The 22,046-nt window shown below is 56.3% G+C and carries 20 protein-coding genes and 1 tRNA gene; 14 read left to right on the top strand and 7 right to left on the bottom strand.

From position 1 onward, the window contains the following. Window positions 1–7 precede the first annotated feature (7 nt). Genes Poly41_RS27270 through Poly41_RS27260 form a run of 3 tightly spaced genes read right to left on the bottom strand, consistent with a single transcriptional unit; the run spans window position 8 to window position 2,117 of the window. Window positions 8–1,495 carry an AAA family ATPase gene (locus Poly41_RS27270; RefSeq protein ID WP_146530525.1) on the bottom strand — a complete coding sequence of 496 codons (1,488 nt, stop codon included), beginning with the start codon at window positions 1,493–1,495 and terminating at the stop codon, window positions 8–10. Window positions 1,496–1,554: 59 nt separating this feature from the next. Further along, complete coding sequence (locus tag Poly41_RS27265; protein WP_146530524.1) at window positions 1,555–1,752, bottom strand: DUF2997 domain-containing protein; 198 nt, start codon at window positions 1,750–1,752, stop codon at window positions 1,555–1,557. Beyond that, complete coding sequence (locus tag Poly41_RS27260; RefSeq protein WP_146530523.1) at window positions 1,749–2,117, bottom strand: hypothetical protein; 369 nt, start codon at window positions 2,115–2,117, stop codon at window positions 1,749–1,751. The genes Poly41_RS27265 and Poly41_RS27260 overlap by 4 nt, the downstream gene beginning before the upstream one ends. Window positions 2,118–2,268: 151 nt before the next feature. Here Poly41_RS27260 and Poly41_RS34430 point away from each other — a divergent pair, with 151 nt between their 5' ends. The 13 genes from Poly41_RS34430 to Poly41_RS27205 all read left to right on the top strand — a co-directional run bounded on the left by Poly41_RS34430 (window position 2,269) and on the right by Poly41_RS27205 (window position 12,401). After that, the gene (locus tag Poly41_RS34430; protein ID WP_197231677.1) at window positions 2,269–2,424 is read left to right on the top strand and encodes a hypothetical protein; all 156 of its coding nucleotides are present in this window, start codon (window positions 2,269–2,271) and stop codon (window positions 2,422–2,424) included. A 63-nt stretch (window positions 2,425–2,487) separates the two neighbouring features. Then, complete coding sequence (locus Poly41_RS27255) at window positions 2,488–2,715, top strand: hypothetical protein (RefSeq protein ID WP_146530522.1); 228 nt, start codon at window positions 2,488–2,490, stop codon at window positions 2,713–2,715. A gap of 336 nt (window positions 2,716–3,051) precedes the next feature. Continuing rightward, window positions 3,052–3,261, top strand: a complete 210-nt coding sequence (locus Poly41_RS27250; RefSeq protein ID WP_231615986.1) for a DUF4357 domain-containing protein — start codon at window positions 3,052–3,054, stop codon at window positions 3,259–3,261. A 276-nt stretch (window positions 3,262–3,537) separates the two neighbouring features. After that, window positions 3,538–3,780 carry a hypothetical protein gene (locus Poly41_RS34425; RefSeq protein ID WP_197231687.1) on the top strand — a complete coding sequence of 81 codons (243 nt, stop codon included), beginning with the start codon at window positions 3,538–3,540 and terminating at the stop codon, window positions 3,778–3,780. Then, window positions 3,722–3,874 carry an HTH domain-containing protein gene (locus tag Poly41_RS35805; protein ID WP_197231676.1) on the top strand — a complete coding sequence of 51 codons (153 nt, stop codon included), beginning with the start codon at window positions 3,722–3,724 and terminating at the stop codon, window positions 3,872–3,874. Before Poly41_RS34425 ends, Poly41_RS35805 begins: the two co-directional genes overlap by 59 nt. A 148-nt stretch (window positions 3,875–4,022) precedes the next feature. Beyond that, entirely contained in the window at window positions 4,023–4,262 is a 240-nt protein-coding gene (locus Poly41_RS27240) for a hypothetical protein (RefSeq protein ID WP_146530519.1), read from the top strand. A 456-nt stretch (window positions 4,263–4,718) separates the two neighbouring features. Continuing rightward, the gene (locus tag Poly41_RS27235) at window positions 4,719–5,816 is read left to right on the top strand and encodes a hypothetical protein (RefSeq protein WP_146530518.1); all 1,098 of its coding nucleotides are present in this window, start codon (window positions 4,719–4,721) and stop codon (window positions 5,814–5,816) included. Window positions 5,817–5,992: 176 nt separating this feature from the next. Continuing rightward, window positions 5,993–6,241, top strand: a complete 249-nt coding sequence (locus Poly41_RS27230) for a helix-turn-helix domain-containing protein (protein WP_146530517.1) — start codon at window positions 5,993–5,995, stop codon at window positions 6,239–6,241. A 263-nt stretch (window positions 6,242–6,504) separates the two neighbouring features. Then, window positions 6,505–6,939 (top strand): hypothetical protein, encoded by a 435-nt coding sequence (locus tag Poly41_RS27225; protein WP_146530516.1) that lies wholly within the window; start codon window positions 6,505–6,507, stop codon window positions 6,937–6,939. Window positions 6,940–7,604: 665 nt separating this feature from the next. Further along, a complete protein-coding gene (locus Poly41_RS27220; protein ID WP_197231675.1) occupies window positions 7,605–8,327 on the top strand; it encodes a hypothetical protein in 723 nt (240 codons plus the stop codon). A gap of 149 nt (window positions 8,328–8,476) precedes the next feature. Then, window positions 8,477–10,075, top strand: a complete 1,599-nt coding sequence (locus Poly41_RS27215) for a DNA polymerase (RefSeq protein WP_231615985.1) — start codon at window positions 8,477–8,479, stop codon at window positions 10,073–10,075. 124 nt (window positions 10,076–10,199) lie between these two features. Further along, a complete protein-coding gene (locus Poly41_RS27210; RefSeq protein WP_146530514.1) occupies window positions 10,200–10,652 on the top strand; it encodes a hypothetical protein in 453 nt (150 codons plus the stop codon). Between the two features lie 513 nt (window positions 10,653–11,165). Further along, window positions 11,166–12,401: a tyrosine-type recombinase/integrase gene (locus Poly41_RS27205; RefSeq protein ID WP_231615991.1), complete on the top strand. Its 1,236-nt coding sequence runs from the start codon at window positions 11,166–11,168 to the stop codon at window positions 12,399–12,401. On the opposite strand, the gene Poly41_RS27200 is transcribed toward Poly41_RS27205, so the two are convergent. The 4 genes from Poly41_RS27200 to Poly41_RS27185 form a co-directional block, all read right to left on the bottom strand. Next, window positions 12,361–12,434: transfer RNA gene (locus Poly41_RS27200), tRNA-Val, on the bottom strand. The genes Poly41_RS27205 and Poly41_RS27200 overlap by 41 nt on opposite strands. Before the next feature lie 60 nt (window positions 12,435–12,494). After that, a complete protein-coding gene (locus Poly41_RS27195; RefSeq protein ID WP_146530513.1) occupies window positions 12,495–12,953 on the bottom strand; it encodes a DUF1559 family PulG-like putative transporter in 459 nt (152 codons plus the stop codon). A gap of 536 nt (window positions 12,954–13,489) precedes the next feature. After that, a complete protein-coding gene (locus Poly41_RS27190; RefSeq protein WP_146530512.1) occupies window positions 13,490–15,271 on the bottom strand; it encodes a GspE/PulE family protein in 1,782 nt (593 codons plus the stop codon). Further along, entirely contained in the window at window positions 15,268–15,777 is a 510-nt protein-coding gene (locus Poly41_RS27185; protein ID WP_146530511.1) for a hypothetical protein, read from the bottom strand. The genes Poly41_RS27190 and Poly41_RS27185 overlap by 4 nt, the downstream gene beginning before the upstream one ends. Before the next feature lie 522 nt (window positions 15,778–16,299). On the opposite strand from Poly41_RS27185, the gene Poly41_RS27180 reads away from it, so the two are divergent. Continuing rightward, entirely contained in the window at window positions 16,300–22,026 is a 5,727-nt protein-coding gene (locus tag Poly41_RS27180) for a DUF11 domain-containing protein (protein WP_146530510.1), read from the top strand. Window positions 22,027–22,046: the final 20 nt, after the last annotated feature.

Below are 22,046 nucleotides of genomic sequence, written 5' to 3'. Positions count from 1 at the left end.
TGGTCATCTAGTTCGTAGAAGGCTGTGTTGAAACGCGTCGGCGACGATTCGACGTTGTCGGGGCCGAGCGATAGATACCGGCATGATCCGACGCCAAGCAGCGACCATCGGCCCAGTTTCGCAGTCGTTCCACGGATTCAGCCGAAGTGACCGCCACAGGCACAACGTTATCCGCTGCTTGTGCCAGGGGAGTATCCAGCAGCGTAGCGAGCCGGCAGCACGATTTAATCTCCGCCCCAGTCCAAAGGTCATCCTTGGGACAAGGCTCATCATCGCTGATCCCATAGCGGTCGCGATACAACCGCCAGATCTCATCCTTCTGTTGCCGACTCGGTAGGTCGAGGAAGAACACACCGTCAAATCGTTCGGCGCGACTTAGCTCGGGTGGCAATTTCTGCACATCATTTGCGGTACAAACAACGAAGACATCCGATTCATGGTCATTAAGCCACGTTAGAACCGTTCCCATCATCCGCGACGACACTCCACTGTCATTGCTGCCACCGCCCGAAGCACCGGCAAAAGCCTTCTCCACCTCGTCGATCATCAGCACACAGGGTGCCATCGCATCGACAGTAGCCAATGCTTGGCGGGTTCTCTCTTCCGATTGGCCAACAAGTGACCCCATCAGCGAGCCGACATCAAGCATTAACACCGGTCGACTGACCTCCTTGCCGAGACACTTGCAGAATTCTGATTTGCCGCAGCCTGGGGGCGACAACAACATCACTCCTCGAGCATGCACCGAGCCACCGGTTCGCGATCGCAACAATGCTCGTCGTGTGAACGCCTTCAAGGCTGACAGGCCACCGAGGGAACTGAAGTCCGAATCGCCCCGATAAAGCGACAGCAGACCGGAGTGCTTCAGTGTTTGGGTTTTGATCTCCCAAATCGCTGGAGGCCGCAAGCATTGGTGACGAATCAGGGATAGCGAGAACGCATTCTCGGCTTCCAGTCGAGTCAAGCCCGCAGCGGCATCGATCACCGCTTCGAATTCAGGACCGTCTGGCAGTTCATTGCCTTCGGTAGCGATCCCACGGGCGATCTCCGCAAGTTGTTCGCGGCAAGGCCGGGGGTGTTCGACCGTGACGAACAGGGTTTCCAGTTCGGGCGGTAGCTGCACACTTGGTGACAGGATCACCACGAACGTTCGTGCCGTTTTGCCATCGACAACCGCCCGGTAGACCGCTTGCACGATCTCGGGTGACTGCAGGAAGCGATGGTAGTTCTTCAGCACCAGCAGCGTGGTGCCATCGCCTTGACCGAGCGTGCGAAGCGATTCAACCGCCGACAACGGGTCCGCGGCCTCGGTGCTATGATCGCCACCGCTAAAGCTATGCAGTCCGCGATTAACGTCCCACAAGGCGAGCTGCCAATCTTCTTCGCCGCACAGTCGGCCTAATTCGCTGATGGCATCTTCGTGTTCTTGGGACTCGATCCAGATGCCTGTGAAGCAGGCGTCGACGAGCTCCCTCATTCGTTGAGTCAGTGTCATGCACTGGTCTCCGATTGCTTGAGTGTTGAATGGACATAAGAAAAGCCCGGCGAGCGTCTTTAGGAAGACTGCTGCCGGGCTTGTTGTGTTTGGCTGGCCTCGGTTCGATAGAACTCAGCCGTTCGGTGGTCGCTGCATTTCTGGCCAAGCGAGCGTTCCAGAAACTCACTCGCCTGCTGGCATGTACTGCCAGCAAACCCTTTTGTCTCGACCTTGGTTGAACCACCGGGCGAGACAATCACTTCGATCGTTTTCACGAGGCACCTCCGACCTGGACGGTCACCTTGATCGAGCCGTCACTAAGCGACTGCTCGCTGACCGAGTAGCCCTTGCGTCGAGCCTGGAGTTTTGTGGCCTCAACCGCATAAGCCTGCAGGAACTCATCGAGCCGCTGTTGTTTTCCCCAGCGTCCCTGGTAGTTATCGAACTTGGTTTCACCGGTTGCTGTGTCAAACACCACCGGATACCGCCAATCCCGAAGCCGAACAGCCAGTCCCGTAACGGACTCGCTAAACAGCTTCACCGTCTCAACGACCGGCTCCTCAAGCCCCAGCCGTCGGCACCCCGCCCGAGCCGCAGCTGCGTCTCGGACTTGAGTCGAAATCTGCACCACATGCGACATTCGCACGTCTCCTGTAAGTGAAAAAGAGAGGTGACGGCAGCTACGTCACCCCCGTCACCTAGATGTAGCGCAGAAATGATTGGGATTTAGCAGTGTTTGGCGATCAAACGCATCGATCCGCGTTCCCTGTGGTACGAAACGAGAATCAGATGTGATCGAATTTGCTTCGCCGGCGGAAGGTCGGGTTGGCGATGTGGTTGGGGCGCTCGACGCGATCTTTGCAAAGACCGGAAAGCCGGTTTCGGCGCGGGCCGTTGGCGATGTGGTGGGGATGCAATCGCACCAAACGCTGGTCTACCTGCATTAAGCCAAAGACCAAGGACGCGCCCGGCCGGTCCCGACTATCAATCCCAAGTTCACCAAAGGATGGGTGCCGGCGGCCGTCGATGTTCCCGAATCGGTTCTCGACGACGGCGCGAAGCTGGTCGCCGCGACGCTGGCCGATCGGTTCGAGGGCAAGCCGATCAGCGGATCCGCGATCGCTCGAGCGGTCGGCCGCGATGTTCGACACGTTCGTTTGTGGCTCGCCCACGCCGAAGCCCTGGGACTGGTTCAACAGACCGACACGCGGCGCGGATGGATCCCCGCCACACGCTAGCCACCTAACGGCAAGGACACATGAACGAAGACACGGAAGTCTCGATCGAACTGGCCGACGACGCTCGCGCGGCCGACGAAGACACCGCGCGACTGATGAGCGCGTGGGCCCGGTGAAGTCGAGCTTTCGAGAATCAGCGCCACACAGACAAAAGATAGTCGTGCGTGCCGTAGCCTCCTGTTTGGCGGCGATGTGTACCTAAGGTACAACTGGCAGGCCGAATCGACGTAAGTCGAGTACACCCCAGAGCATTCGCTGTTCGACGGACCAGCATCACATGGTAGGTAAATCGCTTCCACGGTATGCGCCATCGGCCAACCCATTGCCCTCAATGCGTTGGTCGCATCGGGCGTCTTGGAAGAACGAGAAGACGCCTACTACTTCACTCAAGACTATCTCTTTCCAGCCCCGAGCACCGCGGCGGCCGTCGTTCTTGGCCGATCGGCAAACGGTTGGACGGAATGGAAAGACAAGAACGGATCGACGCTAAGCGAGATTCACCGAGATGCCGAGGACGGTGACGATTCAAGCGAGGACGTTTCGTAAACGAATGCTCGTTGTCGGCCGCGCCGACAAACAAGCCCATCTATCTACCCAACCAGCAAACACGCCCGCGACGTCGCCTTTGTGCGGCCTTGTCGCGGGCATTTCTTTTAAACCGTTGGCCAACGTCCCCCCCGCGTTTTTCGGCACACGAAAAAGTTCTGCGAATAACTGGCCGACATCGCTGGGAGTGTTTCCGAACCAGAGGTAACTGTGCGGGCCCGTTGGTCACGGTGGCCAACGCGGAATAATCGAAACCCCAACTACGGGAACACAAACATGGCTACGAAGAAAACCACCACCACTACCAATGCCCCCAAAAAGCAGCACGCCAAAACGACGAAGGCGACCACGGCGAAGATGCCTGCCGCTACGAAGACGGACGCCAAGAAAAAGCTCAGCCAGATCGACGCGGCCTTGGCGGCCCGCGAAGAAAAGCCGAAAACCGCTTTCATGCAAGGAAATGGTCGAAGCGATGGCCAAGGCAAAGCTTTGGACTTCACCGGGCGGCAAGAGGCCTGACGCGACCCTCTACGCCGCCATCCTCAGCGACATGCGAAAAGGCAAAGGCGCCCGCTTCAAGAAGCCAGCGCCCGGCCGGTTCATGGGCGCGTAAGCGAACCGCCCGCTGACGCTAACCACCACCGCGAAGGTCTTTTCAAAACCCTTCGCGGTTTCTCGATTTCGCACCAACCAAGACGACCAAACCATGAAGACGTTTTACGTTGCCACGCTCGCCCGCTACGTCCTCATCGACGCGGCCGATGAAACCGAAGCTGCGTCCGTTAGGCCAAGATGCCCTGCACGCGTTGTACGCCGACCTGCGGGCCAAGCACGGCCAAGACATCCCTGTCGAAATCCAATCCGTTCGTCTGGCGACGGACGCAGAGATCGACCTTTGGCAATTCCACCAACGCATAACTCGCGAAAACGGTGGGGCCAATGGCCAACCGCAAAACGCAGACGAATCCGGCCGTTGGCTACATCCGCAGGTCAACGGATAAGCAAGGGGAAAGCTCGAGCAGCAACCTGCCGATTTGAGCAACAGCCAATCAAGTGGCTTGGCGTGATTCACTCGTTCTGCATGGTGCTCCCTTCAATTTGGACGAATTCTTTGATGGGCAAGAGGCGACATACAACATTTCCGCCGGCTGATTCATTAGCATGGTTTGGGGCGCTATCGCGGCCCATTCAACTGCTTCTACTTAGGGGGTGGGTCCGATACGCGACCTAAGCCACATCAGCCAATTACTCGAAGTAATGAGTAACACACAAAAGACTGCAACAGGGTATCCAGTGACTCGCCGAGAAGTATGCGGATCCGATCCTGGATTTGTTTGCATTCATGACGATGTTTTGCCCTCGGGCGTTAGTCGGCCCCAAACCGTCCGCCCAGTCTTGACTGGATAATTATTGCAGCACTGCCATGCGACTCTCTTCCTCAATAAAGGCGTAGTAGGATGCCAGATTTTGTCGATGAACTACAAGCAGTAGCAACCGCACCGGCGATCAGGTGCGTGATTCTCGGACTCACAAATATAATTGTGGACGCCGACGAGGACCGGACGATTTATGACAAAGAATGTCTAAGGGACGCTGAGGAATACGCTGCGAGCATTGGCGAGTTTGGAAACCGAGGTTCGCAAATTGCACACTTGGGAGACTGGCCCCTCAAAGAACGCGAGACAGTTAGTGTATTCGTCTACGGAACTGAAGAGACATTGAGGCTGAAAGAGCGTTTGTATGAAGAGAACCATGACTTCCACGACATGTTCGAATTGGACCCTAGAGATTCTGACTTACTGCCACATGTTGCTTACGCCAAACTGAAACGTGTTTGGCCTGAAGAGGAGCTACTCGAAGGAGCCACTTTAGACACCGAATTGGAAGATGAGCCAGATTTCGATGTCTCTGTCGCTCGGAGTGCACGTAAACCCAGCTTCTTTCACATAGATAGGTGCTTACGTGGCGGCGTCTTGGAGAAGCAAGAGGCTGAGGGGCCCATCGTTCGGTTTGGCGCCGTAGCCGAGAGCTACTACCAGAACCAAGACGAAAGTGAAAACGAACCTATGCTCTTAGTTTACCAAGCCAACATTAAGAACGCTGCCAGGGCGGCACTTGCACACCTGAAACGTGGTCGTCTTATCCAAGAGATGAGATCGGACACCGGTGAAGGCAAAACGGATCAATCAGTGGCGGCGTCAACGGGGGTAGGAAACGGAAGCGAAGAACTGCCCGAAACAAAGCCTACACCAACAAGGAATGCGCAGATTGAAAGCCTCTCAAACCAGCCCAGGATCGCGTTATTGACATATGATGCTGCTTTGGACTTCTTGGGTGGCACCAAGGTTGACGACGCCGAGGCCTATGAATGGGCGAAACAGCAATATGGTAGTGAGCTCCCCTTCACGAACGTTAAGACCTTTTCTAGAACCCTGAGGAGAGCGCGGAACCCTCTGGGAGAACAAAAAAACAAACGTCGACTCCCTAAAACAACACGCAGCATCATCAAAGCCGGGGATGCTGACGTCGACGGTTCTGACGAAAACGGACAATAGGCTTCAAACCGGACAAAACCGGACAGAGATTTTTTTTGCCTGAAATTGTCAACCGCTGAATCGCTGAGTCAGCTTTCCCGTGCCCCCGAAATACCGTGTCCGGTTTTGTCCGGTCCGTAAGAGTTGTAGCTCGAAACGCTTTTGAGCAGCAAAACTCCTACGAGCAGGACGAGACGATGACTGAAGGTGTTGGGGAAGGTAGTAGCGTTGAATTACCCGCAATGATGAGCATTCGGGATGTCGCTCGCGAGCTGAATTGCTCGGAGCGGCACGTGCGACGACTAAGCGATTCCGAAAGGATGCCAAGCCCACTTAAGTTGGGATCTCTTCTGCGGTATCGACGACAGATGATCGACGAGTGGATCGCCAACGGTTGCCCCAACACCCCAAGCATGACGGATGTTGACGAGAGCGGCTCGTCGTAGATGGGGCGGACTACCACCGCAATCCCTTCAATTGCTCAATTGAAACTCTATCGCCAATCGAAAAGGAGGCAACAACTAGACCGGTCTGAGGAATCAACCGGCAATAGCATGACACGACAATCGCAGAACTATCCGAGCCGAGGTCTCGCCACATCTGTGGCGACCTTCGCACGACCGCTCCGGCACGCCAATGCCGGAAGCGGTCACTCGAAGCAAGTTCTCACCTTAAATGATCCAAATTTTTGCGACCTGGAGTATTTAAAATGAGTGAAGTAAGTCTAGCCGAAAGGCCGTCTTACGGCAAGATGTCCGTTCCACGGAGTCGGACAAAACCGTCTCGCAACTATTCACGACGAGCCGGTGCAGCCTTCCAAAATTCCTTCCTCAACCTCATCGAGTTGTTCGACGAGGATGAGGTGCTGGACTGGAAGACGTTGGCTGCCTACGGCGTGGATTTGAGGCTGCTGTATGGTTCAGAACCGGCCGCCTACCTGGAGGCGGCCCGGCCCAATGGACGTGTAAGTGGTGGGTACCACGAAAACGGTATCCGGTCGATCACCCTGCTTTGGCGAGTTGCTGAGCTGCTTGAAATCGAGCACGAGGTTGAAGATCGCCTGAATGGTGATGGCAGCTTTGGTGCCCTGAAGACAGCAGTCGTCGGAGTGATCGACGGTTTCCACACGCAGCCGTTTGCCTAGTCATGGCTAGGTAACCCGTAGCGGCCATTCGCAGCACTAGCTGACCGTGGTTTGCTATTCCAGCGACCCTGGCTTTGCGTCAGGGTCGCTCCTGGGGCCAATGTTCACGTTGTCCACCGCCCCGTTCGTACGCTTTCGAGATCGAACACATTCGGTCCGAAGCTTTTTCGTCCTTCCACTGGACACTTCTTATTTGTTGGAGAGATAGCCTGAATATTTTTACCCCCATTGAACTCGAGAACTTGGCTGATGCGGTCGCGGAACGGGTTGCCGATCGCTTGGCAAACCGGCGGCGGTTACTGTCCCGTCACGAGCTGTCCCAGGTGATAGGCGTATCAGTGCCGAAGTTGGACACGATGTTGCGGGACAACGCATTGCCTGTGATACGGGTGGGCCGCAAGGTCCTGTTTGACCCACACGCCGTAATTGCACACTTAGCCCAGAACTCACGCGGCGAATGATGCGAGTTCTTGCACAGCAACGTGGCCGGCCGCCACCAACGTCGAGTGTGCAGTGGGTCGCAGGCGGTGCGACCCCATGCAGGTGCAACAGCGCCGGACCGCAAATAGGCTTGAGACCGTCTTGGTTGCAGCCAACAAACAGCGAACAAAACACAAGCGGCCGACATCGGACCATCCGGTGTCGGCCGAAACTAGGAGTCCACTATGGGCGACAATAGCAATAATGAACGGCGCGTACTTAAGAAAATTAAAAAGAGCCGGGCAACCGAAACGCCTCAGCTCGAAACACAACCCAGCGAGGCGTTACCGTCGGACCCTCCGCCGGTTGCCACGGAAACGGCTACGGCCACGGCTACGGTAAAGCCCGAGTCGCTAGACCCGTTTGATCCGGCGGCACTGCGACTGAATCCAAACACGGCCTCAGGCGCGATTGGTGTCAAGCGTAAACTTGTCACTTTGAAATGTGGCAAGCCCGATAAGATGGAGTTTTGCCGAGTGCATCCTGACCCCGTGTACCGTATCGATACGGCCATCATCGAGGACAAGGTAAACCACGAAACCTACTTGGTCGCCCCGGCCCTGTGGCCTGAGCTACCGGACTTCATTTCGTTGGTTCGGCTCTGCACAGCTGTGAATCGGCACGGGACACCCTTTCTTTGGCAAGCGAAGTTACCGGACCCAAACGGCCGGCCAATGGATTGGCACACGTCGATGCTTGAGGCCCAAGAACTAGCCGTCAAAAGCTGGGTGCGTGTGCAAGCCGACATGTCGGCGGGGTCGTACGCCGTGTTCGAGGCCACTGGGAATTTGCCCGAGCCGGAATGGCCGGACCTGTCTTTGCGTGAACTCTTGGAGCTTACGTTCAAGACGAGATTCATCGATTCGTTGAATCACGCATTCCTGCAAGAGCTGTTTGGAGCCGCGTAGTGGACTGGCGAAACCGATTCGATTCGGTTTGGTCGATCGACTTTGAGTTCTCACAACCACCAGGTGAGCGGCCTGCCGTCGCTTGCCTGGTGGCCCGTGAGTTTCATTCGAAGCGGCTACTCCGAATCAGCAGAGATGAACTCCGTACGATGACACGCCCACCGTTCGATGTTGGTGAGCGTTCCCTATTTGTCGCCTACTTTTCCTCCGCCGAATGGAACTGCTTTCTCTCACTGGGTTGGCCCGTTCCGGTTCGCGTACTCGATCTGTACTGCGAGTTTCGGAATTTGTTGAACGGCATTACGTTACCGGCAGGCCGGGGCTTACTAGGTTGCTTGTCTTACTTCGGATTCGACTCGATGCTGGCGAGTGAGAAAATGGAAATGCGGGACTTGGCTATCCGTGGCGGTCCATTCACTGCCGGCGAGATGTCGTCGCTGCTGGACTACTGCCAAAGCGACGTTGACGCGTTGGATAAGCTGTTGCCTGCAATGCTGCCGCGAATAGACTTCCCTCGAGCGATCTTGCGAGGTCGCTACATGCGGGCGGTGGCGTCGATGGAAACGGCAGGCGTTCCGATCGACTTGGAAACACTAGCCTTGTTCCGTCGGCATTGGGGCGGCATCAAACTGCGACTGATCGAATCGGTCGACGCTTCGTTCGGTGTCTTTGACGGGCGTACGTTCAAGCAAGACAGGTTTGCTGCGTATTTGATCCGCAACCGCATACCGTGGCCTACGACCGAATCTGGACGGCTGGCGTTGGACGACGACACTTTCAAACAGCAGGCCAGGCTCTACCCAGCAGTTTCACCTTTGCGTGAACTCCGGCACGCATTGTCGGAAATGAAGCTGGAAAAGTTGGCCGTAGGATCCGACGGCCGAAATCGAGCGATGCTGAGCCCGTTTTCGAGCCGATCCGGCCGTAATCAACCTTCCAACAACAAATTCATATTTGGTCCGTCAGTGTGGATGCGTGGACTGATCAAGCCGGCCGCCGGACGTTCCATCGCTTACGTCGATTGGTCGCAACAAGAACTTGGCATAGCAGCTGCGTTGTCAGGAGATGTTGCTTTATCCCAAGCATATGCGTCGGGGGATCCCTATTTAGAATTCGCGAAGATGGCAGGCGCCGTCCCACCGTCGGCGACAAAAAAGTCGCACCCAGACGAACGGTCGGCCTACAAGGTTTGCATGTTGGCGACCCAGTACGGGATGGGCGAACGCGGCCTGGCGGCGAAGTTGGACAAGTCCGTGGCATTCGCTCGAAACCTACTACGCAGGCATCGTGAGACGTTCCCCGTATTTTGGCGTTGGTCGCAATCGCAGGTTCACACGGCGATGTTGGTCGGAGAGTTGCAAACCGTATTCGGTTGGACGATCCACACAATCGGCGGCGACAACCCACGTTCACTCGCGAACTTCCCAATGCAAGCGAACGGGGCCGAAATGCTGCGGCTGGCGTGCTCGATGGCGACCGAGGCCGGTATCACGGTTTGCTGTCCCGTCCACGATGCAATTCTGATTGAAGCCGACACGGGGCAAATTGACGAGGCAGTGAACGAAACCCAGGCGATCATGCAAGAAGCTGGCAGGATTGTGCTAGACGGATTCGACTTGGAGTCAGACGCGAAAGTGATCAGCTATCCCGATCGGTACATGGACGATGACCGGGGTCAGGAAATGTGGGATCACGTTTTTCGACTGGCTTCTGAGGCCGATGTCTGTACGGAACGGAATGTCCCGTGACCGGAACGGAATGTCCCCGTTGCGGAACGGGTTGTCCGGAGAGCGGAACCGAATGTACGACCCGAACCATCTTATTAATATCTTATTACTGGTTTCTTGTTACTACTTTCTCCTATAGGTATCTATGGACCTTAGCTCATTCACAGCAAATCCGAATGACATGACCGCGCTGTTCGCCATTCGTGGTGAACCGCAAACTGCAAAACGAGGTAAAGCCAAACCGACGATGATACCTCTCCCCAAGCATGCGAAGGGTGAACGCTTTATACGGGGACCGATCCCACTAGCCTGGTTCAAGCTCGCCTCCGGATGTGGTAACCGAGCTGAAGCAGTGGCGGTGCTGCTCTGGTACATGGCTGGGTGCCAAAATCGCAATCCGGTCAAGATGACGCCGAACGTTCTGTCGGAATTGTCTGTCCACCCCAAGACAGCCAGACGTGTACTGCAAAAGATGGCTGACAAGGGTTTGGTGCTCGTGGAATTCAAACGGGGGCGTTCGCCACTGGTGACGATTGTTTCACCCGAGTCGGCCGAAGCAATTAGGCCTACTGCATCCACTGACGGATCCAAGGAATGAACAGGGCGATACCGATACCAACCACGTCAACAAGTAGAAAACCGAGGACCACAAAAGTGAAAAGGGAAAGCACTGGGCGGTCGTCCGACCCGTGATTAGGAAGCTGTCTCGGATTCTTGTGTTTCATTGGTTAAACCGCGCTGGTGAAGTGTCCGGTTGCCGAAACATCGGTGACGTGCAGGAATATCGACTCATCGCGGTGAAAGCCCCGGGTCGAACTGGGTTGCCTTGTTAGTATGACTGAACCGCCTCTTGGCATACAGCCGAGTGCCGGTCCCATCCCGGCCGGAGGTGGTGTTTTCCTCAGATGGTTCAACTGCGAGAGAAGATTTAGTGGCAAGTCTACGCTTAGAAGATGACCGAGGCCGCAAGGGCTATCGGCTGCAGTTTCGTGATGCGGAAAAGCGAAACCGAACGATCTGGCTTGGGGACGTTCCCGAGTGGCGGGCACAGGAAGTGAAAGAGCACGTCGAACACTTGCTAGACCGAGTGAAGAAAAAGCGTCCGCCGGAAATGGCAACGGCCGATTGGCTTAGTGGTATCGATGACGACTTGCGCAACAAGTTGGCTCGATGCGGTTTGTGTGAATCAGTCGCGAAACGTGTTGCCCGTGTTTTGACGTTGGAAAAGTGGATCGATGAATACATCGGCGAGCGTCAAGACGTAAAGGATTCAAGCAAAATCAGTTACCGGCAAGCGAAAGCGAATCTGATCGACTTCTTCGGCCGCAAGAAAATGTTGCGGAACATTACGCCTGCGGAAGGAAAGCGGTGGCGTGTTTGGTTGAAGACCAAAGGAAACCGGCGGGACAAAAAGAGAAAGACCATGGCCGAAGATACGGTCAGACGTCGAACGGCAACCGCGAAGCAGTTTTTCGCCGAAGCGGTTGAACGCGGCTACATGCCGGCGGACCCCTTTGCCAAGCTACCGAGCGCAATCCAAGGAAACGAAAAGAGGCAGTTCTTCGTTGAGGCAAGTGTCATCGAGCGCTGCATGGAGTATTGCCCCGACTTGGAGTGGCAGACAATCCTAGCTTTAGCCCGCTATGGTGCGATGCGTTGTCCAAGCGAGCTGGTAGCGTTGCGATGGTCGGACGTAGATTTGCCAGCCGGCCGCATGGTCATTAACGCAAGCAAGACGGAACACCATTCAACCGGCGGGGTCCGTGTCTGTCCCATCTTTCCTGAGTTACGGCCCTATTTAGAAGCGGCATGGGACGCGGCGCCCGAAGGAGCAGAATTTGTAATCAACCGCTACCGGCAATCCACTCAGAATTTGCGGTCCACGTTTCTGCTGATTTTAAAACGTGCCGGCATAACCCCATGGCCGAAGCTATTTCAGAACTGCCGCGCTAGCCGCGAAACGGAGTTGTTAGCCCGCTACCCCGCAAAGGACGTTGTGGGGTGGGTGGGAAACTCGATTCCCGTTGCGATGAAGTCTTATGCCATGGCAACGGATGAAGCGTTCAAGGCGGCATCGGACCCGCACGGGCAAACCATCGCTCCCCCCTCCGAGCCAAACAACGTGGCCCGTGATTCAGAACGAGGGCACAACGCGGATTCAGGATGCAACCGCGGTTGCACTGGCGGTTGCATTTCGAGCCAATCTGGCGCTATTGAGGACTTGGGCGACCCAGCCCTAAACGAAGAAAACACCGCAAAAAGCGGTGTTTTTATAGTTCAGGATAGCGTAGGAAACCACTACTTGATGGGCGATACAGAATTCGAATCTGTGACCTCTGCGGTGTGAACACAGCGCTCTAACCAACTGAGCTAATCGCCCCTTCCTTTCGATGCTTCTAAGTTAGCTTGCATTTTGATCGCCGACAAGTCGGGAAAATGCCTAGAAACTTTCCTCGCTGAGGACGTAGGCTCGATTGGGCACGTCCGCGTGTTTCCCGCTCGGCGTCAGCAGGGCTTGATAGACGCGATAGTCGATGGTGCTGCTGATGAACCGCGTGCCGCCGTCTGCCATCGCGGCGTTGAATCCGTTTTGATGCGCGGATGAGGGACGGGCCAGGTCAGAGGCATTGGACGGAGTCATCCGGTTCGTCACGGAATCGACGGTGGCTATCCGGTGCACCGGAGCCACCTTCGAGGCTCCATCGGATCGTTCGTCGTCTTCGTAATGCCACACCATTCCCTGCGTGAACCTCGCTGCAATCGGATACTGCACATCATCCTCATCCTCACGGATCAACAAATCGCCTGCATTCGCAAAGCCGGCACGATGCCATGGCATCGCCTGCAGGCTCTCCGCATACAACATTGTATTTCCTTGGCCATCCTTGAAATCATTCATTGTCACATTGGGGCCGACAGGGACCGCTGTGCCATCAACTCTCAAACCGGGGAATTTGTTATTGAAAATGGTATTGGGAATGGCCGACAACGACCGTCGTCACGACCACCTCAGCTTTTGTTACAGCGGTTCTCGCATTCATCGGTCACGCCTCACAAGAAGCCTTTGCGAATTTGCCAACTCCGACTGGATTCTAACACCTCGCTCGCTTTATTGCTACAATTCCGTAGAGTTGATCCGAAATGGAGCTTGTTGATTTTCTTCATTCGCTAACCGGTGGAATGGCGGCCGACGTTCTCACTATGTCTCTTTTCTTTTCCGCAGGATGCGCCACACTTTTCACGAAGGGTTTCACCAGATGGATGCAGCGAAGATTCTTGGGGCCATGATCGCCCAGCGTGTGAATCGCGGCAAGAAGTCGAGTATTTGAAGGCAATTGCACACAACCTTCGCATCGACCCGCGAACGTGCAACCAGATTCACCATCGCTTTGGGGCACGATGCATTTATTGATGCACGCGTGTCAATTCAGTGCGTCAATTCAGCGCATCGGCAGTCACATCGCCGGCGAGCAGATGCTTGACCAGCACGTCGTGAATTCGAGGCAGTCCCGCAGCGACTGCGGACGCGTAAAAATCGTTGGGATCGTTGTTTTGCCGGATCGCCGACCGAGCCGACGAATCAATCGGGACCACTTCCATTGCGGTCACGTTTCCTTGGTAGCCCACTTGTCCGCACGTGGCACAACCCGACGGCCAAGCAACCTGTTGATTCGGTTCGAGTTTCAGTCGGCTCGCCAGTTCAGCGGACAACGGGACGTCGTGTCGACAGTGGGGACACAATCGGCCAACACGCTTCTGGGCGACAACCACGGACAGCGCCTTGGCTAGATCGCCTGGATCGACACCGAGTTGGTTCATTCTCGCCACGGCACTGGCCGCATCTCGGCTGTGAATCGTCGCAACGACCAAGCAACCTTCGGTAGCCAGTTGAATGGCCATGGCGGCTGTTCGATGGTCATCAAGTCGATCGATCGCCACCACGTCCGGCAGCTGTGCAGACACCAACTCGATCGCTTCTGCTTTCGACATTCCCGGCAACTCACAGAGCGAAAGTTGGTTGACACCTTCGACATCCACCCAGGCTGCATCTTCGACGCTGCAGACGTGCACTTCGGGCGTCTTTCGGTCGGCAAGTGCTGAATAGAACGTGGTCGTTTTGCCGCTTCGGCGTGGGCCAGCGATCAAGACCAATCCCGATTTCTGATGCAGAACACTGTGGAAGCAGTCGTATTGAGTCGGCTGAAAACCGAGCTCACGAAGTCGGCGCGGTGTCGAGGTTGTCTTTCCCCGGACCATCGATACCATTGCCCCACCCACCGCCGGGCAAAACGTCGCTCGAATCGGCACTCGGTGATCGTTGTAGCGAACACGAAACTCCCCCGTTTGTCCGCTGGCAATCAACGTTGTTTCGAACGGTGCATCGCATCCGACTCGTGAAAGCACTTGTGAAATCAATCGTTTACCCGCGGAGCGATCAAGCGTCTCAAGTTCATACATCCCGCTGCCGTGGCGTGCTCGGATTCGAAACGCTTTCCCAATCGGTTCGATCAAGATCTGTTCAACGAAGCCTTGCACTAAGTGGCGGAGCACCCGACCCAACGATTCGTCACTGAGAGCGGAAGTAGGCGGGATCGAGGCGGCCTGTGGTAGCGACAACGAGCACGACCCTGTATCGGAATTGACCGACGCAACGGCTTGTGAGTTTTCACGATCGTCAACTTGCAAGTGCTCACTCGTTTGCGAGTCCTCGCACATGGGGTAGAGCGTGGAAAGCAAACGGTCAACCACCGCAGTGGGCGCGAAGAAGGGTCGCATTTGCCGGCCCGTCAAGGTGCGGACTTCGTCTGCCAGCAGCAGGCTGTCAGGCTTGGTGATCGCAACTTCAAGCGTCTTTCCGTCGTCACTTAACGGAGTGATTCGATGAATCCGACACCACTTGCTTGGCAACGATTCGTGGATATCCGGGTTGATCGGTAGAGGTTCGTTGCTGGGCGGATCAAAAAGCGGCAGCAGGTAGTGTTTTGCGTATCGCTTGGCCTCGTCGAGGCTTGTTTCGTTCGTCGCTTCGAAAATCGGCAATGTCGAATCGGGATCGCTCGACTCGGTTTGCGGATCCACGTGGCAAATCTGCGGGCTGCTACCGATGTGATTCGGAGCCAATACTGCAAATCCATTGTCGTCAAAGCCGTCACTGAAACCCGCGTCGCTCGGATGATGGATCGGTAGCGAGAAAATTGGCGTCATTGCGTTGTTCATCGTTCTAGCTTTGCTAGTGACATGCCATTGGAGAAAGGTGAATGCCCGATTGGAGAGGGCACCAATGACGGTTGAATGGACGATTCGGAAGCGGAAAACCCAGAAGGCTTGAAAGTGATCTGATAGGCACCATAGAGCGGGGAAGCCCCGGCACGAACCAGGTACAGTCGCCAGAAACAATCGGGGTTGTTCGCAGATGGCGTGGGAAACGTTTCAAGCGGTCCGATCGAAAAATGGGCGGGGGCGGGAACGGACAGATCGAGCTGCACGAGCGTGTCGGCGTAACGGCCCGTCCGTGCAAAATACAGCTGCTGTGCCGATTGAACCTCCGCCAAGTATTCAAACGCCTCTGCGGCGTGCCCCGTTTCGAGGCTTTGCGAACGGACGACGAACAGCACACCGCCGATTCCAACGACGGCGGCAATCAGCGCGATCACGGCGTACGTGGACATTCCACGTCGGCAGATTTGAGGCATCCATTCCGTTTTGGCAACTTGTAACTTCATAACAATCCGCTGTCGTGCTTTATCAATCTCAAGAATCGGTGGGGGGGGGAGCGGTTTGATCAGCAAGGGTGTCCAACGTGAGGGCAGCTACTTAAAGGGATAGCTTGCAGTCAGCAAAACCGACCCGAGGAACCGGGACAAAGCGCCACCGTGATCAGCGGATTCGTGAGAATCGTGCCGGTAGTAGTGGTCAGAACGAGCAGACGAGGGGTCGCGAGGGGAGCTCGGCGCTTGGTTTCGTGTTGAGACCCTCGACGACGCTCGGTGGCAGTGGACTGCCACCCGGTCCGAGGTCGTACCGTTTTTATCTTGTTTTTAGATCGAGCTTCGCAACGTTACCAGCCACTGCGACGGTCCTGCGGATCCGCCAAGCGGCTGGCTATCAATCATCCCGCTCTACTCAGTCAGCGAATTCGACGCAATCACACCAAATCCCCTAGGCCTCTTGTTTTTAGCTGGTTCATGTGGCAAACAAGTGCTTCCTCATGATCCAACTCTCCTAGGAAAAATGGCGCGTAAACGATGTCTCGACAGCGATTTTTTCGGCGTTCGTCCCTCAACTCGTTCTTTTCCGCAGCCAAATCGCGGTCCAATCGCCGGCGGCTCGGGCTGGAATTGCTGGAAGATCGTCGAGTTTTAGCGGCTGCAGTCGATTTGGCTTCGATTCAAGGCCAAGTTTTTAAGGATCTCCTTGGCGACGGCTACACGGCCGGAGAAGAAATTGCCGGGGCGTCCGTCGAGCTTTATCGGGACAATGGTGATGGGAGTTTCAATCCAGCAGCGGGGGACACTTCGCTAGGAACACGGACGACCGACGCGGGGGGCAACTACGTCTTTTCGCGATTGACCGCGGGAACCTATTTCGTATTTCAGCCAGCTCAAAGCGTCGACGGGCGGACGATCTCGCAAGCGGTTTCGCCGGCGACCAACCTTGATGCGACCGCGGTTCAAGGGGTGATTGTTGACACGATCGATAGTTTTGACCAAACCGAGCAGTTGGTTCTCGATACCACCAATGACGGGACGCCGGTCACATCGTCGGTTGCCGCCCCCGAGGTGATCGGCGGCGAACGCGATTTGTTTGTCAACAAGACCAGTGTTAACGGATCGGTACAGCTGAGTGTCGACAACCCGCTACTACCAAACTTGTTGACTTTTGATTCCATCCTGTCCGGGAATGGAGAGAGACGCGTCAGCTGGGATGGAGTCGATGGTGACGCGGCCACGATCGATGACACCGGACTCAGCGGAACCGATCTGACACGTGGTGACACGGCGGCGGGGATCCGACTGCAAGTGGGCGCAGACTTAGCCGGTGGCACGGCCATCGTTCGTCTCTATAGCGATGATGGTGCGGCCGGCACTGCAACCCGTTTCAGCACGACAACGCTCGCGATTCCGGTGACCGGTGGTGACCCGTCGGCTGCGGAGTTCATCGAATTTACTGCGTTCACCGCTGGAGGTGGCGGCGGAGCGGATTTGACCCGTATCGGTGCCATTGAGTTAGAAATTAGTGGCGCGACCAATGTCAATGGAACGGCCGAATTGGTCGGTTCGATCGGACCAACATTCTTTACACAGAACTTTGCGAACTTTGAAACAGCCGATCTGAGTTTGACCAAGACGGTGGATACGGCAGCCCCTACCGTGGGGCAGAACGTCACGTTTACAATCACGCTTAGCAATGCTGGCCCCAACTCGGCGACAGGCGTCGAAGTTACCGATTTGCTGCCTGCCGGATTGACGTTTGTCAGCAGTTCGCCATCACAGGGAACGTACGACTCCACAACCGGTTTATGGGACGTGGGCACGATCGCCAACACGACAACCGCGACGTTGGCGATTGTTGCAACCGTTGCGGTCGCGGGCGTCCAAACGAATTCTGCGGAGATCACTGCGTCGGACCAAGTCGATCCCGACAGCAGCCCCGGCAACGCGGCCACCCTTCCAAACGAAGACGACACGGCGTCGGCCGTTGTATCCCCTCAAACGGTCAACGTCGCATTGTCAAAAACCATTGACAACGCGTTGCCAAACTTTGGCGAAAACGTCACCTTCACCATCACGGCCTCGAACTCAGGGCCCTCGACTGCGACCGGCGTGATCGTTCGTGACGTTTTGCCGGCAGGCTTGTCGTTCGTTTCGGCCGTTGGTAGCCAGGGCAGCTACAACACGACCGACGGAACATGGAATGTCGGTAGTATCGTGGTGGGCGCAACACCGACGTTGACTCTCATCGGCACCGTCAATGCGTTGGGGTTGCAAGTGAACACAGCGGAGGTCATTGCCATCGATCAAACGGACACCAATAGCACCCCGAACAACAATGACCCGACCGAAGATGATCAAGACTCAGTCTCGTTCGATACGCCGGTGGCTGATTTATCCTTGACGAAAACTGCAAACAACGATCGCCCGAACGTCAACGAAGCCATCAGTTTTACGATCACGTTGGACAATGCAGGGCCGGCACCTGCGACAGGAGTCGCGGTCACGGACATCCTGCCCGCGGGAGTCTCGTTCATCTCTTCCACGGTCAGCGTCGGCGACTACAATGCATCGACGGGGATCTGGACGGTGGGAAATGTCGCCGTCGGCAACAATCCAACGTTAACGATCAACGCACGACTGGATGGCCAAGCCGCCGCAACCAACACGGCGCAAATCAGTGCGGCGGATCAGACGGACTCGGACAGCACCCCGGGGAACAACGTCGAAGCGGAAGACGACCAGGCAACCGTGACCGTGACCCCTCGAACCATCGACCTTTCGCTGACAAAGGCGGTTGACGTCGCTCGCCCCGCACCCGGGGAAAATGTCGTCTTTACGGTCAACGTTACCAACGCCGGACCCGATACGGCGGCGGGAGTGGTGGTTTCCGACACGCTGCCTGCAGGCCTTTCCTTTGTTTCGTCGACGGTTACCGACGGCGTCTTCTCGGACGGTACTGGCCTCTGGACGATCCCCGAAATTCCGACTGGAGCCACGTCGACGTTGACGATTACGGCTCAGTTCAATGCGACTTCGGTTTTGTCGAACACCGCACAAGTGAGTGCCGCGAACGAATTCGATATCGACAGCACGCCTGGAAACGACTCCCCCGCCGAAGACGATCAGGCCTCGGTAACCTTATCGCCCGCGACCGCCGATTTGTCCTTAACCAAAAACGTTGACAACGGCGTGCCGAACGTCGGCGAAAATGTGGTCTTCACGGTGACGGTCTCCAATGCGGGGCCCGATTCAGCAACAGGGGTTGTCGTTCGCGACCTGTTACCGGCCGACACCACCTTTGTTGCCTCCACACCCAGCGTCGGAGCCTACAATCCGACGACAGGGCGTTGGGACCTGGGAATGCTCGCAGCCAGCGGTTCGGCAACGCTTTTGATTGAAGCGACGCCACAATCGACCGCCCTGATTACCAATTCGGCAGAGATCATCCAGGCGGATCAATTCGATCCAGATTCCACGCCCAACAACAACGTGTTGACCGAAGACGATCAAGACGACGTCGCGATCCAGTCACAGCAGATTGATTTGTCGGTAACCCAATCCGTCGACAATGCAACTCCCAATGTGGGTGAAGAAATTACGTTTACCATAACGGTTTCCAATGCGGGTCCAAGCCGGGCAACGGGCGTCGTCGTGACCGATTCCTTGCCCACCGGAGTGACGTTGATTCGCAGCGTACCGAGTCAAGGGAGCATCAACACCTCGACCGGCGCATGGTCGGTTGAAGCCGTACGAGCGGGCGAATTCGCCACGCTGACGTTGGTGGGCCGCGTCGATGCTTTGGGCGACTACACCAACACGGCGCAAGTGACCGCAGCCAACCAAGTCGATGTCGACTCCACGCCTGCAAACAACGTGGAAAGTGAGGACGATCAAGCAAGTGTTGCCTTCCGCACGCCGGTGGCGGACCTTTCGTTGATCAAGAACGCGACCAACCTGTCGCCCAACATGGGAGAGGCCGTCACCTTTCGGATTGAATTGACCAACGATGGCCCTGATCCGGCCACCGGAGTCCGGGTGACCGATATCTTGCCGCTCGGCACCTCTTTCGTTTCAACCAGTTTGACGGCAGGGACCTACGACGCGGGCACGGGACTTTGGGACATCGGGACCGTTGCGGCACAGAGCATGGTCACGCTGAACATCGTGGCAACCATTGACACGCCAGGTTCTAAGACCAATACCGCGCGAGTGACCACAGCGAATGAAGCGGATCCTGATTCCACGCCAGGCAACAATATTTTGGCGGAAGACGATCAAGATGAAGTCACCGTGACACCGCCATTGATTGATTTGTCCCTCACGAAAACGGCCAACAACGATCGGCCAACGCTTGGTGACAACGTTGACTTTACCATCACCGTGACAAACGAGGGTCCCAATGATGCAACCGGAGTCGTTGTCACGGATACGTTGCCGGCGGGATTGAGTTTTGTCAGCAGCACGTTGTCAGCGGGTAGCTACAGTTCGGCAACAGGCATTTGGACCGTCGGCGATCTGGCGCAAGGTGCATCCGCTACGCTGACACTGACCACAACGGTCAATGCGTTCGATGCCCTGACGAACGTGGCCGAAGTGACTGCAGCAGACCAAGCCGACGTGGACAGCACGCCGGGAAACAATCTTGCGAACGAGGATGACTATGCATCAGCAACCCTCACACCCGCCAGCGCCGATTTGTCACTGACCAAGACGGTCGACAATGCATCACCCAACGTCGGCTCGGAAATCACTTTCACGCTAACGCTGGCCAATTCGGGACCAGATGCTGCCGACGATATCATCGTGACCGATCCGTTGCCCAGCGGGTTGAGTTTTGTTCGCAGCACGCCGACGGTAGGAACGTACAACGAAACCGACGGTCGTTGGCAAATCCCAACTTTGGGTACGAATGGTACGGCAAGCTTAGAGATCGTTGCGTCCGTGCTGGGGCAAAACGAAATCACCAACGTGGCGGAGGTCACGGCGTCGAGCCAATTTGATCCTGACAGCATTCCAGCGAACGACAATCCGGACGAAGACGATCGAGCCGCCGTGACGCTGACACCTCAGCTGATTGACTTGGCGTTGGCAAAGATCATCGACGAACCAGCACCCAACGTGGGCGAAACGATCGAGTACACGTTGACGCTCAGCAATTCGGGACCGTCCACCGCGACCGGTGTGGTTGTCACCGACCTATTACCGAATAACTTAACCTACAGTTCGTCAACGCCAAGCCAAGGCAACTACGATCCCGCGACGGGGCTTTGGACCGTCGGCAATGTGGCCGTTGACATCACACCCAGCTTGGTGATTCGCGCGGTGGTGCAGAACACCCGCAGTGAAACGAATGTTGCCGAAGTCACCGCAGCGGACCAAACCGATGTCGACAGCACGCCCGGCAACAATGTGGCCGGAGAAGACGACCAGGCCTCGGTGATTTTTTCCACTCAGGTAGCTGATTTGTCCCTCACGAAAACGGTCAATCAATCGGAACCCGATCGCGGTGCCGACGTCACGTTTACGGTCCGCGTGGCAAACGCGGGCCCCAACGCTGCTACCGACGTGACGGTGACCGATTCATTGCCGGCTGGTTTAACCTTTGTTTCCTCGACCGCAAGCGGTGGGACCTATTCCGCAGCCAACGGCCAATGGGTGATCGAGCAAATTGATTCAGGCGGACAAGCTTCGTTGACCATCACCGCGACCGTAGATTCCGCAACCCCAAGCACCAACCGGGCCGAGGTGACCGCGAGTCGCCAATTTGACCCGGACAGTACGCCTGGGAACGGCGTCGACGGTGAAGACGACCTTGCCACGGCCACGGTAACGCCAAACGTTGTCGACATGTCGGTTGCCACCAGCGTCGATAACGATGCCCCACTTGAAGGTGAAACGATTGTGATCACGATTCAAACTGCAAACGCGGGGCCTGCGAATGCGACGGGCGTCGCGGTGCGCGTGGTTGTGCCGACCGGGCTGACCCTGTTGGCGTCGAATCCGTCGCAAGGAACCTATGATCCGGCGACGGGCGTTTGGACCGTTGGCTCCGTTACGGCGGACACCGAACGCGAGTTGGTGTTGACCACGCGAGTGGACGAACGAGGTTACAAAGAACTGGATGTGCAAGTGATTGCAACGGATCAGTTTGACATCGACAGTACGCCGGACAACAATGTCGAGGATGAAGACGATCAAACAACGCTGATCATTCGGGCTCCTCGGTTGTTGACAAAGCGACTGTTCTTGGCGAGGTAGCGTGGTTTGTTCAGGCGTTC

The organism is Novipirellula artificiosorum, from assembly GCF_007860135.1.
Taxonomy (GTDB): Bacteria; Planctomycetota; Planctomycetia; order Pirellulales; family Pirellulaceae; genus Novipirellula_A; species Novipirellula_A artificiosorum.
The sequence above is the reverse complement of the archived record's forward strand: the minus strand, read 5'-3'. Positions and strand labels throughout refer to the sequence as shown.

Bases quoted from the DNA above. Each gene is read 5' to 3' on its own strand.
- Poly41_RS27185 (WP_146530511.1), bottom strand. From the start codon at position 15,777: ATGAAGTTACAAGTTGCCAAAACGGAATGGATGCCTCAAATCTGCCGA.
- Poly41_RS27195 (WP_146530513.1), bottom strand. From the start codon at position 12,953: ATGAATGATTTCAAGGATGGCCAAGGAAATACAATGTTGTATGCGGAG.
- Poly41_RS34425 (WP_197231687.1), top strand. From the start codon at position 3,538: ATGGCTACGAAGAAAACCACCACCACTACCAATGCCCCCAAAAAGCAG.
- Poly41_RS27205 (WP_231615991.1), top strand. From the start codon at position 11,166: ATGGCAACGGCCGATTGGCTTAGTGGTATCGATGACGACTTGCGCAAC.
- Poly41_RS27230 (WP_146530517.1), top strand. From the start codon at position 5,993: ATGACTGAAGGTGTTGGGGAAGGTAGTAGCGTTGAATTACCCGCAATG.
- Poly41_RS27270 (WP_146530525.1), bottom strand. From the start codon at position 1,495: ATGACACTGACTCAACGAATGAGGGAGCTCGTCGACGCCTGCTTCACA.
- Poly41_RS27215 (WP_231615985.1), top strand. From the start codon at position 8,477: ATGACACGCCCACCGTTCGATGTTGGTGAGCGTTCCCTATTTGTCGCC.
- Poly41_RS27190 (WP_146530512.1), bottom strand. From the start codon at position 15,271: ATGAACAACGCAATGACGCCAATTTTCTCGCTACCGATCCATCATCCG.
- Poly41_RS27210 (WP_146530514.1), top strand. From the start codon at position 10,200: ATGGACCTTAGCTCATTCACAGCAAATCCGAATGACATGACCGCGCTG.
- Poly41_RS27225 (WP_146530516.1), top strand. From the start codon at position 6,505: ATGAGTGAAGTAAGTCTAGCCGAAAGGCCGTCTTACGGCAAGATGTCC.
- Poly41_RS35805 (WP_197231676.1), top strand. From the start codon at position 3,722: ATGGTCGAAGCGATGGCCAAGGCAAAGCTTTGGACTTCACCGGGCGGC.
- Poly41_RS27180 (WP_146530510.1), top strand. From the start codon at position 16,300: ATGTCTCGACAGCGATTTTTTCGGCGTTCGTCCCTCAACTCGTTCTTT.
- Poly41_RS27220 (WP_197231675.1), top strand. From the start codon at position 7,605: ATGGGCGACAATAGCAATAATGAACGGCGCGTACTTAAGAAAATTAAA.
- Poly41_RS27240 (WP_146530519.1), top strand. From the start codon at position 4,023: ATGAAACCGAAGCTGCGTCCGTTAGGCCAAGATGCCCTGCACGCGTTG.
- Poly41_RS27235 (WP_146530518.1), top strand. From the start codon at position 4,719: ATGCCAGATTTTGTCGATGAACTACAAGCAGTAGCAACCGCACCGGCG.
- Poly41_RS27260 (WP_146530523.1), bottom strand. From the start codon at position 2,117: ATGTCGCATGTGGTGCAGATTTCGACTCAAGTCCGAGACGCAGCTGCG.